The sequence below is a fragment of the uncultured Fluviicola sp. genome (assembly GCF_902168135.1).
Lineage (GTDB): Bacteria > Bacteroidota > Bacteroidia > Flavobacteriales_D > Crocinitomicaceae > Fluviicola.
In genome coordinates, this window is the sequence record NZ_CABHOL010000015.1 from 202,278 (window position 1) to 218,462 (window position 16,185).

Annotated in this window: 8 protein-coding genes; 3 read left to right on the forward strand and 5 right to left on the reverse strand. The window is 42.3% G+C overall.

Annotated elements, in window-relative coordinates; all coding sequences use genetic code 11:
• Positions 1-116: 116 nt before the first annotated feature.
• The 5 genes from QZT69_RS03965 to QZT69_RS03985 form a co-directional block, all read right to left on the reverse strand.
• On the reverse strand, positions 117-3,596 hold the full coding sequence (locus QZT69_RS03965; protein ID WP_294670716.1) for a T9SS type A sorting domain-containing protein: 3,480 nt from the start codon (positions 3,594-3,596) through the stop codon (positions 117-119).
• An 88-nt stretch (positions 3,597-3,684) separates the two neighbouring features.
• The gene (locus QZT69_RS03970) at positions 3,685-6,069 is read right to left on the reverse strand and encodes a T9SS type A sorting domain-containing protein (protein WP_294670718.1); all 2,385 of its coding nucleotides are present in this window, start codon (positions 6,067-6,069) and stop codon (positions 3,685-3,687) included.
• 112 nt (positions 6,070-6,181) lie between these two features.
• Positions 6,182-7,543, reverse strand: a complete 1,362-nt coding sequence (radA, locus tag QZT69_RS03975; protein WP_294670719.1) for a DNA repair protein RadA — start codon at positions 7,541-7,543, stop codon at positions 6,182-6,184.
• Positions 7,544-7,674: 131 nt separating this feature from the next.
• Positions 7,675-9,951 carry a T9SS type A sorting domain-containing protein gene (locus tag QZT69_RS03980; protein WP_294670721.1) on the reverse strand — a complete coding sequence of 759 codons (2,277 nt, stop codon included), beginning with the start codon at positions 9,949-9,951 and terminating at the stop codon, positions 7,675-7,677.
• 29 nt (positions 9,952-9,980) lie between these two features.
• Positions 9,981-10,544: a thioredoxin family protein gene (locus QZT69_RS03985; protein WP_294670723.1), complete on the reverse strand. Its 564-nt coding sequence runs from the start codon at positions 10,542-10,544 to the stop codon at positions 9,981-9,983.
• Between the two features lie 136 nt (positions 10,545-10,680).
• Between QZT69_RS03985 and QZT69_RS03990 the strand changes: the two genes are divergently transcribed.
• From QZT69_RS03990 to QZT69_RS04000, 3 genes are read left to right on the forward strand one after another with little or no spacing between them, the layout of a single operon-like run.
• A complete protein-coding gene (locus QZT69_RS03990) occupies positions 10,681-11,895 on the forward strand; it encodes a hypothetical protein (protein WP_294670725.1) in 1,215 nt (404 codons plus the stop codon).
• On the forward strand, positions 11,892-12,509 hold the full coding sequence (locus QZT69_RS03995) for a hypothetical protein (protein ID WP_294670727.1): 618 nt from the start codon (positions 11,892-11,894) through the stop codon (positions 12,507-12,509). The genes QZT69_RS03990 and QZT69_RS03995 overlap by 4 nt, the downstream gene beginning before the upstream one ends.
• A complete protein-coding gene (locus QZT69_RS04000; RefSeq protein ID WP_294670728.1) occupies positions 12,494-16,108 on the forward strand; it encodes an ATP-binding protein in 3,615 nt (1,204 codons plus the stop codon). Before QZT69_RS03995 ends, QZT69_RS04000 begins: the two co-directional genes overlap by 16 nt.
• Positions 16,109-16,185: the final 77 nt, after the last annotated feature.

A 16,185-nucleotide genomic window follows, 5' to 3' on the forward strand; every position in this document is an offset into this window, starting at 1 on the left:
ACTTAAAGAGACTCGTAGCTTGCAGTTCTCTTTGAGTGTTTTCGGTATTTCTGCAAATGGTTGGTAAAAAAAAGAGTCAGCAACAGCTGACTCTCTGGTTTACTAAATCAATATAGTTACTGTTTTACCAGTCGCTTGGTTATTTTGGAACCTGAAGAACTGATCTCCACCAGGTAGATACCCGCTTGAATATCATTCAATTGGATCAAAACTTTAGCATCCGAACTGGTTTTCTTGCTTATTTCTTTTCCGGAAAGATCCGTTATACGGTAAGTAATTCTTTCATTGGAAGACTGCACAAAAGTTAGCTCTTCATGAGCAGGATTCGGATACATGGCGATCTTATCCAGGTAGTTTTCATCGATCCCGTTGGATGATGCTCCGTCAACTCCTTCTCCGGTTGCAAACTGACCACGCTCGCGATTGGAACGGGTTGTATTAAAATCCTGTGCTTTTTCAGCAGTACAGTCTGAATTCGTTAACATCTCAATGTAATAATCTACACCGGTTGAACCAGCCGGAGGAGTATCATTGTGAAAAGAAGTACCTAATGCAATGGTTGTACTAACCGGAATCCAGTCAACCTGGTCTGTTTTTCTCCAAACAACGTAACCGTTTACGTTCCCCGAACCTTCGTAATCGTCCCAAAGTACATCGAATGATCCGTTCCCTGTATTCAAAATGGTATTCAAATGCAGGGTTTTGTGTTCTGTGGAAATAGGGCTTTCCGCTCCGCAAGCATTCACAGCAGAAATTTTGTATCTCCATGAGCGGTTCATCGGTGACGCAACGACATCATTGAAATAAGACAAACTGGATGCTTTTACGGTATCGATTAACTGGTAATTTCCAGCCAGATCAGATTCCCTGTAAATGTTGTAATGATCAATTCCTGAAGTTTCTGTTCTTTCCCAAACAATGAGATTGGTGGTAGTAGCCGTATCAACGGTTACCAAACAAATCGGCTGAGAAAGGGGAGCTCTTGTTCCTACAAAAACCGTTTTTTCGGAATAACAAGGTTGTGCCGTAGGACCGCTGAGTGCTGTGATGGTGTAGGAGCCTTCCCCCAGGTTGAAATTACTCTGTGTTGTTGTACCGTTTGACCAGGACCATGCATAAGGAAGACCTCCGCCATTCGGGTCAGGGGTGAAGTTTACGGTAATTCCTCCATTGTTTTGGTTACATTGCGTATTCAGTATGGTTGTATGGATATCTGCAGCAAATTCATCATCCAGTTGATGAGTGAACTGCTTGATACATCCTGTTCCATCAGTCACTTTTAGCGTATAAAGACCATGCGCTACTCCCGTTAAGTTCAATCCTGTTTGACCGGTACCGATCCAATCGTATGTCGGAGTTCCTGTTGCATTAACAGTTGCAGTGATACTTCCGTCGGAAGCACCGCAAGTTGGTTCCGTACCAAAAAGATTTGCTGTAATCGGAGCCGGTTCGGTAATGACGTAAGAAGCTGAAATCTGGCAGCCGTCATCGTTCCAAACATGCACGGAATAGGATCCGGGAGCTAAGTTTGAAATGGTTTGAGTACCGTAACCGTTTGACCATAAGAAATGATAGGTGTTAGGATTTACGATATTGATTCCGATAGATCCGTCATTCAAACCGTTACAGCTAACATTCGTAATTGTCGGAGTAATGGAAATGCCGGATGCTTCAACGGATGTAACTCCTGTAATGTGACAATTGTAATCATCCGTAACGTTGTAATAATAGGGTCCGGGAACTAAGTTTGAAATGGTAGTAGTTGTTTCTCCTGTCGACCATTCCAGGGAATAGTTGGCAGATGAGCCGGGAGAGAATGCTACTGTTGCCGTTCCTGTTGTGGAACCGCAGGCGCTGGGTGTGGAGGAAACAGATGCAGAAGCCAAGATTGGAAACGCCAGGGTTGCTGATGTGTTCACAAGGCAACCGTCAATCTCGTCCCGTAAAAGAATGGTTCCTCCTGTGAAGCCCTGAGATAAAACCGTTCCATCAATCACTGTTCCATCGATCACATTACCATTGATCTCAAATGTCCCGTTATCATAGTAATTCACATAATTTGTCAGGTCAATCAGGTTCTCGTTAGAACAAAGGTTTAACGGACTTGAGGTGAAAGCCACATTTGGTGCAACAATGGATCCAACAGGCAGTGAAGGCAAGTTGACCATGTTGTTGCTAAAACCGTCGGAAAAATAAATATAGATATTTGAAGTACCTCCTCCGGCAATTTGACCATAAATTGCATACTTGGTTACGGATGGTGAAGTTGTGTTATCAAAATAAATCAACTGTGCCGACATACTTGTGATAACACCATTATTATCAAATATATTGGTGATTTTTAATGGCCCGTCCTTGTTGTCGTCATAAAACTCGAGGGCGTGGTAAATCAAATTTTGATGATTTTCACAGGTTCCGCCGGTTGCAACAATCGAAGAAGGATTGATTTCCGGTTTGATATTGTATACTTTGTAGTAATAATATCCATCGTTCTGGTAGTTAATGGCTAAATGTTCCGCGTTCGGAGCCAATGAGAGCATAAAGAGGTTATTCAAACCGGCCGTTAAGGGAATTTGAATTCCCAAGGTATCCCAGTTACCTGTTCCCCAGTCTTTTCTGAAAACATAGGAATCTCCCAATGAACCGTTTCCTGCAGCAGTGAAATTTGAAAGAATGAAGGAATATGCGGAGTTTTGAGTAGTTGCAGAACGAATGGTATCGAAATTGAAAAACAGGGAAGGATCAGTTGCAGTATTCAGCTGCACATTGTTCGTGCCCGACAATGATTTTTCGTAAGTTTTCTGATCGGTGTAGTTACGCATCAGGATTTTGGGTTCGTTTTGCCCGTTTCCAACCAGGAAATAACTTCCGCTTAAAAAGTTGTTTCCTAAATCATTCTTTAAGCGGCCATCATTTGAACCCCCGGAATTGTAATAGGTCAATGAATAGGGATTACTGATAGGCGCAACGGCAAGACGGTTGTTTGAAACTCCGGAAATTCCGTAATAGATTGAACTGGAGGAAAAATAGATCAGGAATTTTCCGGACATGCTGAATCCCGGGTCAAGGAGAGTGTTTACTCCGAATTCGGAATTCCAGGCATTAGTAGTGGTGTTAAAGGTACAGATATTGGTATTTGTGTTTTCGGTATACATTACTGCGATCGTTCCCGAAACAGGATCTGCTTTGAATTCCCAGTTTGATCCCGGTCCGATCGTGGCAATCAGTGAGTTGTAGCCGATAATTGTATTCGTTGTAAAATCGAACATGTGGACATACAAACCACCAAAACCACCCGTGACGAAGTAAGCTTTGTTACCGATCACTTCACCTTCTATCCGGGTCATAGCAGAAATGTAAGTATCCTCGGCATCCAGCCAAACCCAGGAACCGACTTCCGGGTTATACATCGTTACCCGCATATAATTCCCTATAGAATCACTGAAGTGATACAATTTGTTCTGGTACATAAGGGATTTTACTTGTCCTCCCGACAAATAAGGATCAACCGGCAAGTCTGAAGACCAGTCGTATGTTTGTGCCTCGGCGTTTACGGAGCTAAAGACGAGAATAACTAAGAATAGGAGCTTTTTCATAAGCATGGAATTAAATAGTGTTGTAAAAAAAATCATTGTTCCATCCCGGAACAATGATTTTTAAGTAGTTTGTTTATTGGGTGGTTGTTTAAAGTTTAACTACCCGTTTGATGATTTTAATATCGTTTATTTTCAACTCAACAAGGTATACCCCTGAATTTAACTGGCTAAGGTCAAGAACCGTGTTTGACTGGCTGCTTTGACTCGTCTGTATTAATTGACCGGATAAGGAAAGAATGCTGTAAGTCACATGTTCGTTTCCGTTTTGTACGAAAGTCAACTTATCCGAAGTCGGGTTCGGGTACATCGCGATGTTGTTCAGGTAATTTTCTTCAACTCCGTTGGAAGAAGCTCCGTCAACACCTTCTCCGGCAGCAAACTGGCCTCTTTCGCGATTAGATCTTACGGTATTGAAGTCCTGTGCTTTTTCAGCAGAACATGGTGCAGTCAGTTCAAATTCTACCATGTAGTCCAATCCGGGGGTAGCATAATCTACTGCGTCAGTAAATGTCAAAATGTTACTTGGAACAGTGTCTGCTGCTTCCCAGCCATTTGCCGTCGTGTGTCTCCAAACAATGTAGTCTGTGAAAGCGGTTGTTCCTTCGTACGCATTCCAGTTTACTTTTACCGTATTGTTTCCTAAATCCAATAAGTCCAGGTGAATAGTGCGGTGAGGAATACTTAACGGACTTTCTGTTCCACACACGTTTACAGCACCGATTTTATAGCTCCATGAACGCTCGGAAGGCGATGCAATCACGTCGTTGAAAAGGGAAATGTTGTCAAATTGTACCGTATCGATCAATACGTATTCCCCCTGTGTGGACGTTTCGCGGTAAATAGTGTAATAATCAATTCCTACTGTCTGTACTTTTTCCCAAACAAGCAGGTTGGTAGTTGTCAAACTGTCAACAGTGATAATACAAAGATCTTGTCTCAATGGTTTTACTACCGGAATATCCCACCCTTTAATCGCTCTGCAGCCTGTGTTGGCTACCGTTAACGTACATACATAATTCGAAGCGGGAACATCTATTAAGTTTGCTGTAGTTGCTCCGTTTGACCAAATAATGGCCTGCACAGGATCTCCGGAAGGAATATAAACACTCGTGAAGATTTTTCCGTCATTTCCTCCACAAGCCGCCGGAATGACGTTTCCGGAAATGTCTGCCGAGTTGTTTTCGCTGAGGTAAACAGGTTTTACTGCCATACAGTTGTTTGCATCTTTCACGGTTGCCGAGTAAATACCCATTGCAAGATTGGAGTTAATGTCACCGATCGTACCGTTTGACCAGGTTGTTGTGTATGGAGGAATTCCTCCATTTATACTGTAAACTTCAATTTCTCCATCTGTACCACCACCACATGTTGGTTGAACATTGTAATCTGCGTTAAAAGTGATTTTTGTGGGTTGTGTAACGGTAATTGCTTTTGAAACCGTGCAGTTATTTGCATCTGTTGCATAAACGGTATAAGTTCCCGCCGTTAAGCCGGTAACGGCTGTTCCTGTGTGTCCGGAAGACCAGATGTAATTGACAGGTGTTGTTAAACCTGTTTGTGAGACCGTGATTGCACCGTTGGCCTGGCTGTAGCAAACCACATTGGTAACGGTTTCATTGATAGAAATTCCTGCCGGATCAATCGAAAATGCGGCTGTTGTTGAACAATGGTTCGTATCTACAAAGTAGTACATGTATTGACCTGCCGCCAAATTAGAAATGCTAGCAGTTCCCGTAACACCGTTCGACCAGCTTTGGCTTAGAACCGGTGCTCCACCGACAGCGGTTGCTATTGCTGTTCCTGTTGAAGCCCCGCAAGAAGTTGGCGTTGTGGCTACAGAAACAGTCGGTGACATGAAAAGATTTATCGATAAAAAATCATATGCGGTACAAACTCCGTTGGACACTGTATAATTAATTCCAATGACGTCATTAGAAGTGTATCCCTGCTCAATCATATTGAATTCCGCATTCGGATAAACCATTCCGTCATAATCAAAAACACCGCCTGCCGGGCTTACGAACTGGTTCATGTCGACCGTTCCTTCACTGGAGCATATTTGTATATAAGGTGCAATGGTAATTGTTGGGCTTTCGGTAACCGTAACTGTCGGAAGCTGAATAAAGACGGTTTGTGTTCCGTCACTAACTTCCAGTGTGATCGTACATGTTCCAGCGCCACTAAAACCCAGACTGGAATAAAGATAAGAGTTTAACGTTCCTGTGGCAGTTGTAGTTCCTGCATACAAGGAAGCATCCTGGATTACAGACTGGTTCGAAGAAGTTATCCCGATAATGGTAATTGGATCACCATCGGCATCCGTGATCTCGAAAGGCTGGAAAACCGGAATGTCACTATCGTCGGAAGAACAAAGGAATGGGTTGATAACTGTTTGAGATAAATTTAGTACCGGAGCGCTTCCGAATGAACTGAAACACAGCAAAATCATGGTAGTGGCAGCTAATACTCTCATTTATGTAGCGTTTTAATTTAGAAAGCCAAATGTAACTAAACTATTACAATAGAGTTCATTGGAATAAATAATTTCCAAGATAGAGTGTGTGGCTTACAAAATGTGGTTTGTTTTATGCGAATAATGCTTTCAGGACTTCATCAATTCTGGAACAAGGGATCAGTTCGATCTTGAAGTTCGCCTGCTCGATCCCCTTATTGTGCTTCGATATAATGATTTTTTCAAATCCTAATTTTTCCGCTTCCCGGATGCGTTGATCGATGCGGTTGACAGGACGGATCTCGCCCGAAAGCCCAACTTCTGCAGAGCAGCAAATCGAACGGTCAATAGCAATATCGGCATTGCTGGATAGTACTGCGGCCACAACTGCAAGATCAATTGCCGGATCGTCAACCCGGATCCCACCGGCAATATTAAGGAAAACATCTTTGGCCCCGAGTTTGAAACCGCAGCGTTTTTCCATCACTGCAAGTAACATGTTCAATCGGCGCAAATCAAAACCGGTAGAGGAACGCTGGGGTGTTCCATATGCAGCAGTGCTTACAAGCGCCTGAACTTCTATCAGTAATGGTCTCAATCCCTCAAGTGTTGCAGCAATAGCAACACCGCTTAACTTGCTGTCTCCGGAAGAAATCAGTATTTCCGATGGGTTCTCAACAGTTCTTAAACCCGAACCGTTCATTTCATAAATCCCCAATTCATTGGTACTTCCAAAACGGTTCTTAATTCCTCGGAGTAAACGGTAAACATGATGCTGGTCACCTTCAAACTGCAATACGGCATCTACCATGTGTTCCAAAACTTTTGGACCTGCCAAAGATCCTTCCTTGGTAATGTGGCCGATTAAAAAGACAGGAACCTCTGTCATTTTTGCATAACGAAGCAGCTGAGCGGTGCATTCACGGATTTGTGAAATGCTTCCCGGGGCACTTTCGATCTGCGAACTGAAAAGCGTTTGGATGGAATCTACGATCAACAACTCCGGATTGATGTCTTCGGCTTGCTTGAAAATGTTTTGAATGTTGGTTTCCGTTAAAATGAAACAGGATTCATTCTTCTGACCGATCCGCTCAGCACGCATTTTTATCTGCTGTTCGCTTTCTTCCCCGGAAACATACAAAACCCGCAAAGAAGTTTGAACGGCCAATTGAAGTAAAAGAGTAGATTTCCCGATTCCCGGTTCTCCTCCGAAAAGGATTAACGATCCGGGTACCAATCCGTCTCCGAGTACGCGGTTGATCTCACTGTCCGGAAGAACAATCCTGCGCTGTCCGTTAGAAACGATCTCCTGCAAAACCTGTGCTTTGGCTGTTCGCCCGGATGAGGTGGAAAAGGCAATAACCTGCGGCAGTTGTTTTTCAACAAGCTCTTCAACAAAGGTGTTCCATTCCCCGCAGGAAGGGCATTTACCCAGCCATTTCGGAGTTTCGTAACCACAATTTTGACAGAAGAAAGCGGATTTTACCTTAGCCATGAAAAATTTTTCTTTCGAAGTTAAAGAAAAATTTCATCTCTCCTTTAGTCCCGCTCCAAAGAGGGAAATTTAGAAAATAAAAAAACCCCGATGATAAATGTCGGGGTTTTCGGATATCTGTTTTATCGCTATTACTTCACGATGAAGCTTTTTTGAGAAGTTCCCTCATTGCTTGATAATCTGATAAAGTACATTCCTTTTGCCAAAGTGCTTGCCGGAATAGTAATCGCATCTTCATCCGATTGGATTGTTTGGATGATCTGACCTGTTGCATTCAGCACATCAATGGTTTTCAATCCACCGGAAGTAACCTCAATGGTTAAATGCTCGCTGGTCGGATTCGGATAAAGTTTCCAGGAAGAAGTGTACTCATTCAGGCTGTTTGTTCCGTTTACACAGAAGCTCTTCGTATTTGTTGTCCCGAAGTTTGCATTTGCAGCGGTTAATTCGGCTAATACATTGTTGTTCTGATCTTCGATTGTGTAAGAACCATTCGGACATCCACTAGATGTCATTCCATCTCCGAAATCATCCATAATGGTGAATTTGTAACACGCATTATCCAGACAGAATTGTGTGGAAACGTTAGATCCGTTGGGTGGTGATGTTTGTGAATATGGACCTCCGGAATAAAGCGTTGTAACTCCGGCGTTGTCTTTTAGCACCCAAGTGATTTCATCCCCGTAACAATCCAGCGATAAGTTGAGAGTAACAATGTTACCACCGCTTATGGTTGTGAAAGAAGCAGTAATGGTATCATTTAGGGCATTTTGATCAGCAGAAGTATTCGGGTTAGAAACTACTGCTTTGAAAGAATGGTTTCCAGTGCCCAAAACAGTGCCTGGAAGGGTAACAACGCTTGATTGGTATTTGTTTAAAGAACCGGTCCAGTTATAAACAAGTGGGGTAGATCCGTCATACCCATAATTGATCGTTGCAGACGTTAATACAGAAGTTCCTAAATTTATCAGAGTTACTTTCGGAGTTATTGTTCCAGAACAAATGGTGCCAGTAACATCCTGTGGATTAGCCATCGCGGCATCCAATGTGCGAGGAGGAACCAAGGGATCATACCCGTCAACAATAGTTGCACCGATGTTTATTGGATCTAACCATGTCATCAGATGATTCGTACTGTTGCTTCCTGCAGGATTCCAGGAATTTGCCAAACGACCGTAGTAGTCTGCGGAATTCAGGTTTGAACAAGATGCTCCACCACCCCAAAGCTGACCGATAATCCGGTGATTTTGGTCGAATAACGGGGATCCGGAAGATCCGCCTTCCGTTGTGGTATTTCTGTCCCAATGCAGGGTCCATGTAGAATTTGCTTCTGAAGAACCCATTCCCTGGGAAATTACCAATGGATCATCATCAAAAGAGATTTTTTTGATATCTCCGTCCGGGTGATGGATACTTACTGCGGATGTTGGGATTGCTCCTGTATTGTCCCATCCGGAAAAATAAGGATTGTAGGAAGTGGGAACGGTATTGTTAACCAATCCACCTGTAATCTCAACCAAACAGAAATCAGAAGGTGTTCTTCTGGCTCTCAGGACTGCTCCGGACAGTGAAGAGAAAGTCGGAGAACTTCCCGGGTTCGAACAACCGGCAGCCTGCCAGTTGAAACGGAAAATCCAGCTTGTAGGCGTACTGTAACAGTGGTTTGCCGTTAGGACATAAGGCTTACCATCTTCCATAGTATTATTGATCAATGATCCGGAACAGAAACCGTTGCTTCCGGATACCAGCATGACTGCTCCGTTGCGCTGGTCAACCCATGGTGCACCATCCGAACAGTTCACATTCATGTTGCAATTCCCGGAAGTTCCGAATGCTTTTGCTTCAAATTCGCCTGCTGTACGGTAGCCGTGAGTAACCGTGTTTATATTCAGCGAAGCTGGTTTCCCTGCATTATTAGCGGGAATATAATATTCTAAAATAGCTGTGCTTCCCGGAACCAATTCTGTTCCCAATGTTCCTTCGTACAAATGATATGCTGTAAATTTTCCAAGAATAAATGATTTATCCGGATTGTATACATACAACTCATTTCCTTCCGGAAGTGTCACATTATCCAAAGTCAGGTTTACAGTTAATGCGTTTTGACAAGTAACTGCAAGCTGCCAGATACGGTCGCCGTTTGGAAGTGTATTCCAGCTTCCCGAATTGTTCATATTCAGGGAAGTGTAATTGTTGAATCCGAATCTCCAGGGAGCATTTCCGGCTTTGTCCGTTACTTCATCTTCTGCTTTTAATGCAGGAACATCCGGCTCGGCAAAGAATTTTTTTGGAATTTGGTTTAAGGTATGGGATACTTTTCCACTTTTTGGAAGACCGCCGTCACCTTGCTGTGCAACTAACGAAAGGGAGAGAGTTAGCAGGGCACAAGTTAGTAGTTTTTTGTTCATACTTGTTTTATTTTGGAGAGTTATAGCTTTTACATTTTAACACGCTTGATGCTGCAACCTCTTGGCGGAGTTGAAGTGAGTTCAACTTCTTTGCCTTTGGAAGCGGCTTCTATCGCATTTTTGAGATAATTTTCATCGGAGCTGCGTTTACCGTCAACTTTATTGTCAATTGCACCCATGTAGATCAATTCCGTTTTGTTATTCAGCAAAAAGACATGAGGCGTTGTTCTTGCACCGAACGCATCAGCCAATTGAGAATTTTTATCAATCACGTATGGCATGCTATATTCTTTCTCACGCGCTCTTTTCTGCATAGCCTGGGGTGAATCATCGTCACCTCTTTTAGCTTCATTGGAATTCACCAGCACCATTTTGTAACCATGCTGTATGGCGAACTTATTTAAGTCATTGTATTGTTTTTCCCAGCCCTCGAAATTTTCGCTCCCAACAACAAACGGACAGGTATTGCATGAAAAAACAACCAGCAATCCCTTTTCGCCGCCAAGCGAAGCCAGGTCTGTTGATTTACCATCCGTCATTTCCAGTTTATGATCCATCATAGGAACCGGCTGACCAATAACAAGTGTTTTCATTTCTTCGTTTTGGGCAAACGAAATAGTTGATACCAAAAGAGAAATTCCTGTTAAGGTATTTTTAATTGCACGGGAGAATAACATATTCTGTTGAAATATTTTACATTTATCTGCCAATTTACGCTTTATTCCGAATATGAAAAAATCTTTAATCATTCTTTTTGCGCTAGTTAGTATTTCTATTCATGCTCAAAATTTCGAAATCCCACCGTTGAAACAACCTTATTATGACATCATTGAGTGGAAAGGAATTGGAGCTTTGGCATTGAGCCGCGATTTAACCTTAACTCAAAAACAGGTAGATTTGACAATGGTTTCGGGAGATGGTAAGAGCGCCTGGCAGCAGGTCTATAACCCGATGGCCAAGGAAACTTATTTTATTTCGGAAGACGGAGGTAAATATGCCTACTTTCTTGAAACCCTGGAGCTGAAAGACAACAAGGTTTTTGTTCATCAATTGAGTGCCGCCGGGAATATCAAAGTGATGAATTTGAATTTTCAGAATCCTATAAAGCAATTGGGAGGTTTCAGTCCTTCCGATTTGTACTTAACGGATATCATCACAACTGAAAAATCACTTCTTTGGATGTTTAAACACCGCGACAAGGAGAAATTGACCACTATCGCAGTTTCCATGACCCATCACAATTTTAACTTGTATGCTTTTATCGTCAGTGAAAATGTGATCAGCTCTTCCAAAATCGAGGATCAGATTTCCTGGTATGTTGCCGGAGAGAAAGGTGAGAATATTTTATTTGCAGCCCGTTTGCATGCCGGTAAAGAGGCGGGTTGGAAAGTAAAGGAATACAGTCCCAAAGGAGTAATGATTTCTGAACAGGTTTTGGAGCAAAGAGGAACGAATTTCATTGCGCATGCACGTGTTGGTTTCGGAAGAAGAGGAAGTGCTTTGTTGAAAAGAAGTGAACCCAATGAAAAAGGAACATTGGTTTATGCAAACGGCGCCTATTATGTAGGTGGGATTGAAATGAGCGGAACAGCAGCAAATTTGACCAGTTATAAAATGAATGGCAAAGAATGGACGAAAACATGTACATCTGTCTGTTCTTCATACAATCCGAAAAAAGACCTGGAAGTGGGCTGTTTCAGAATGGATGAGGGGATAGGCTGGTATGTTAATTCAGGTAAGTCGGAAGGACATTTTCACAACTTTAACTCAGGTACCGGAATCGTGTCCGGGACCATCGATCAGGCAACATCTAATCCAAGTCGCTTGCTTACTGAGGAATTTCCGAGTAAATTTGTAGTTGAATTGAATACAAAGTGGTTGGTTTTTGATACAAAGCAATTTCCAGCAAAAAACAGTTTAACCTTCGAATATAAGCAGAAATGATCATTGGAATTTGTGGCGGGAGCGGATCCGGAAAAACAACTCTTCTAAAGCGCCTGGCGGCATTTTATGGTGAACTTCACCCCACCGTTTTTTCTATGGATAATTATTATCTGCCTATTGATCAGCAGATTTCTGATGAGAACGGACATGTGAATTTCGATTTACCTACAGCATTGGATGAAGAGCAATTGGTAGAGGACCTGAGAAATCTGAAAGAAGGAAAATCGATTGAAGTAAAAGAGTATCACTTCAATGCTCCGCCTAATAAAAGTGTGTTGATTACCCTGGACCCTTCTCCGATTATTATTGTGGAAGGCCTTTTTCTGTTCCAGTATGCCGGTGTCCATGAATTGCTGGATTTTTCTATTTTTATGGATGTTGATCCGGAAGTGCAGCTGGACAGAAGGTTGTATCGTGACCAGGAAACGCGCGGATATTCCAGGGAAGCAATTCTATACCAGTGGAAGAATCACGTAGCACCTTGTTATGAGCAATACCTGGAACCATACATGCACTTGGCGGATTTTGTATTCGAAAATGATCAGCAGGCAGATTTGGAATTTGAAAGACTGATCCAAATGCTGACTCCCAAATTATTATGCTTAAAGGAATAATTCAATTTTTCGCAAAAAGAGGATATGCACTGATATTAAGTGCATGTTTTTTGCTTTTAATTGGATTGTTTTTCCCTTTAAAACAATCGGGTCAGGAAGACCTTAACCAGTTCCAGGAAGTTTTTTTAAGCCAGATTGAGAAGGCCGGAAATGAATTAAACCGCGTTCCGAATGACTGGAAAACTCTCAGCAGAGGTGAATTTTCTAAAAAGTATAATTACCTGGAAAATACCCTTTTCGTCCATGTTTATCATGGAGATTCACTGGTTTTTTGGAATACGAATAAATGTCCTGTAAACCGCTTTACAGATCTGCACTTTCCGGTGAATGGCGCAGTCCAAATGCAGAATGGATGGTATTACACCCAAATGAAAAAGCAGGGATCGGATATTTTCGTCGTTACTTTCGGAATTAAACGGGTCTTTCCGATTACCAATGACCAGCTGAAAGACTACTTTTTTAAGCCTTTTCCGGCTATTCACGGAACAGTTTCATTAGTTACGGAAAAAGATCACACTATTTTTGATCAGAACAATGACCCTGTTTTTGGAATCAATACTTTGAATCAAAACCCGGATAACGAGCATTTGCTGATTACTATTTTTGCAACCATCATTGTTATCGTATTATTACTTTCACTGAAAATCAACAAATACCTGCGGACAACCTTAGCGCGTGTAGTTTTTATAGTAGGAATTCTTACACTGCGTTACCTGGCTTTGCGCTTTGATTGGTTCGATTGGATGGAGGACACAGTGCTGTTTGAACCCGGACTGATGGCTTTGAACAGCTGGATTCCGAATTTCGGGGAAGTACTGGTTTGGTTTGTAGCACTGCTGATGATTGCACCTTCATTGGGAAAAATAATAACCGGGACCGCCAATAAGTTCGTAATTTATTCCGGATTGATTTTAATACCGGTGTTGATGATGGTATATCCGCAGCTCATCAAACTGATCATCGTCAATTCTACTATTCCGATCCATTTGAGTGAATTATTGAAGCTCAATATTTTTTCCATCGTTTTTATTTTCCTTATCGGACTGGGTTCTTTGGGCCTTATTCGTTTTTGCCAGTTAATGATTGACAACTGGAGGAATCTCAAGCCGGGGAAAGCAGAGGTATGGATTGTGCTTTTTATGCTTTTTTTCCCGGTTATTATTGCAAACGAGTGGATTTTCCGCCTTCACGGTTTCTGGATTATCTGGATGTTCTCCCTTTTGATCGTAGCTCTGTTGGTAAGCTTTCGTGGCAGCTGGAATTTCACGTTTTATTTGCTTGCTGCTTTCCTGGTTTCTTTTGGTATCACCATGAATCTTGAAATGGAAGCCAAAAAGAAGGAACGGGAAGAACGTTTGCTTTTTGCCAACCAGCTGGCCGATGACCGGGATATCAATGCTGAAGTTGATTTTACGAACGCAAAAGAAAAACTGATTTCGGAACCTTTCCTGAAACGCTTATTCCGTCACGAGACAAAACCCAGTTTTTCCGAATTGAAGGAAGCCATGGAGTACCAGGTTTTCAAAGGTTACTGGGATCGGTTTGATGTTGATTTTTACTACTATTTGGAAGACAGTCTTGGAATCCGTTTGAATGGAACGTACAAAAAGCAATTGGATGAATTGATTGAGCGGCACGGTATACGTTCAGAGATAGATTCCAGTTTGTACTATGTAAAGGATTATACCAGCCAGTTTAATTATGTGTTTTACCTGCCGCTGGAACGGAATGGTGTAAAGGTCTATTTTTACGGGACCATGAAATCCAAGCGTATTCCGGAGAAAATTGGTTTCCCAAGATTGCTGATCTCCAAGCAGACTGCGGTTTTTGAATCCCTGGAACGTTATTCTATTGCCAAGTATTTTAACAATCACCTGGTGTTGAATTACGGTGCTTACAGTTATCCGACCGGTCTGATGATGTTTGGTGATTATAGTGATGAGGGACATCAGTGGTACGAAAAAGATGGGTTCGAGCATTTGATCTTTAAGAAATCAAAGACGGACGCAATTATCTTAACCAAGATGATTCCTTCCTGGCTATCCTATCTCACGACAACATCTATTTTACTGGTTTGTTTCGGAGCAATGCTGACAATTGTTTTGTTGCTGAAGCAGCTGAACGGGGTAAAGTTCTCGAATGGAATATCGATGATCACGAAAATTCAATTGGTTTTGATCGGGTTGATTGTGATCTCGTTGGGCGGGTTCAGCATTGCAAGTACAACCATGCTGAGTGGTCAGTACCGCAGTTATTCGACAGACCAGATTCGCGAGAAGGTGAAATCAGTGATCAATGAGATTCATTCCAGGCAGCGTTTTATGTCTGAGAAGTTCAGTGACAAGAACCAGGATGAATTGGATTACCACCTTCGCAGATGGTCGAAGGTTTTTCTTGCAGATATCAATTTATACCAATCAGATGGGATTTTGGCCGGAACTTCCAGGACCAAGATCTACAACATGGGTTTGCTGAGCGAGCAAATGAATCCAAAAGCGCTGTATGAGCTGCAGTTTCGTATGCGTTCCGAATTTATTCATGAGGAGAATATCGGGTCTTTGGTCTATTTGTCGGGATACGTCCCCGTTTTTAATCATGAGAACGAGCTGCTGGGTTATCTGAACATTCTTCATTTTGACCAGCGAAACGTATTTGAGGAACAATTAAGGCAATTCTTTGTGGCCATCCTGAATGTTTTTATGCTCTTACTCGTATTGTCGATTTTGGTTGCGCTGTTGGTCTCTTCCTGGTTGACGGGTCCGCTGATGCTGCTGCGAAAAAGTTTCTCACAGTTCGAATTGGGCAAGAACAGTTTGCAGATTAATTACAAAGCGCAGGATGAGATCGGATCATTGGTTGCAGAGTACAATCATAAATTGAACGAACTGGCGGAAGCCGCTGCAAAACTGGCACAGTCGGAGCGTGAAAGTGCGTGGAGAGAAATGGCCAAGCAGGTAGCACACGAGATTAAAAACCCACTCACTCCTATGAAGCTGAGTATTCAGCATCTGCGGCGGGTTTTTGATCCGAACGACCCGAAAGCATCCGAACGGATTGAACGCGTTACAAGTTCTTTAATAGAACAAATAGATGCGCTGACACATATTGCCAATGAATTCTCGAATTTTGCGAAACTGCCCCAGCCGGTGATTACGAAAATTGATCTTATTGCACTAATAAAGGCCGTAGTTGCATTATTTGACAGCGATTCGAATATTCGTATTAATTTGGAATTAAACACATCAGAGGAACGAATTTTAGTGCCGGGAGATAAGGAAATGCTGCTTCGCGTGTTGAATAATGTGGTTTCAAACGGAATTCAGGCTGTTTCACTGAACAACCCTGTTCAAATAGTTGTTGCTGTTGAAACGAATGAACAGCTGGTTTTTATCCGGATAAAGGATAATGGAACCGGCATTCCGGAAGACCAGATCCAAACAATATTCGAACCATATTTTACGACGAAATCAACCGGTACAGGTTTGGGATTGGCAATGGTCAAGCAAATTGTTGAAACTCACCGCGGCTCTATTGAAATAGAACAGACTTCAGCTGAAGGAACCACTGTTCTGATCACTCTTCCAAGATTAAAGAATTAATTGTTCAAAGAGTTCAAAGAGTTCAAAGAGTTCAAAGAGTTCAAAGAGTTCAAAGAGTTCAAATTTTGAACCCTTTA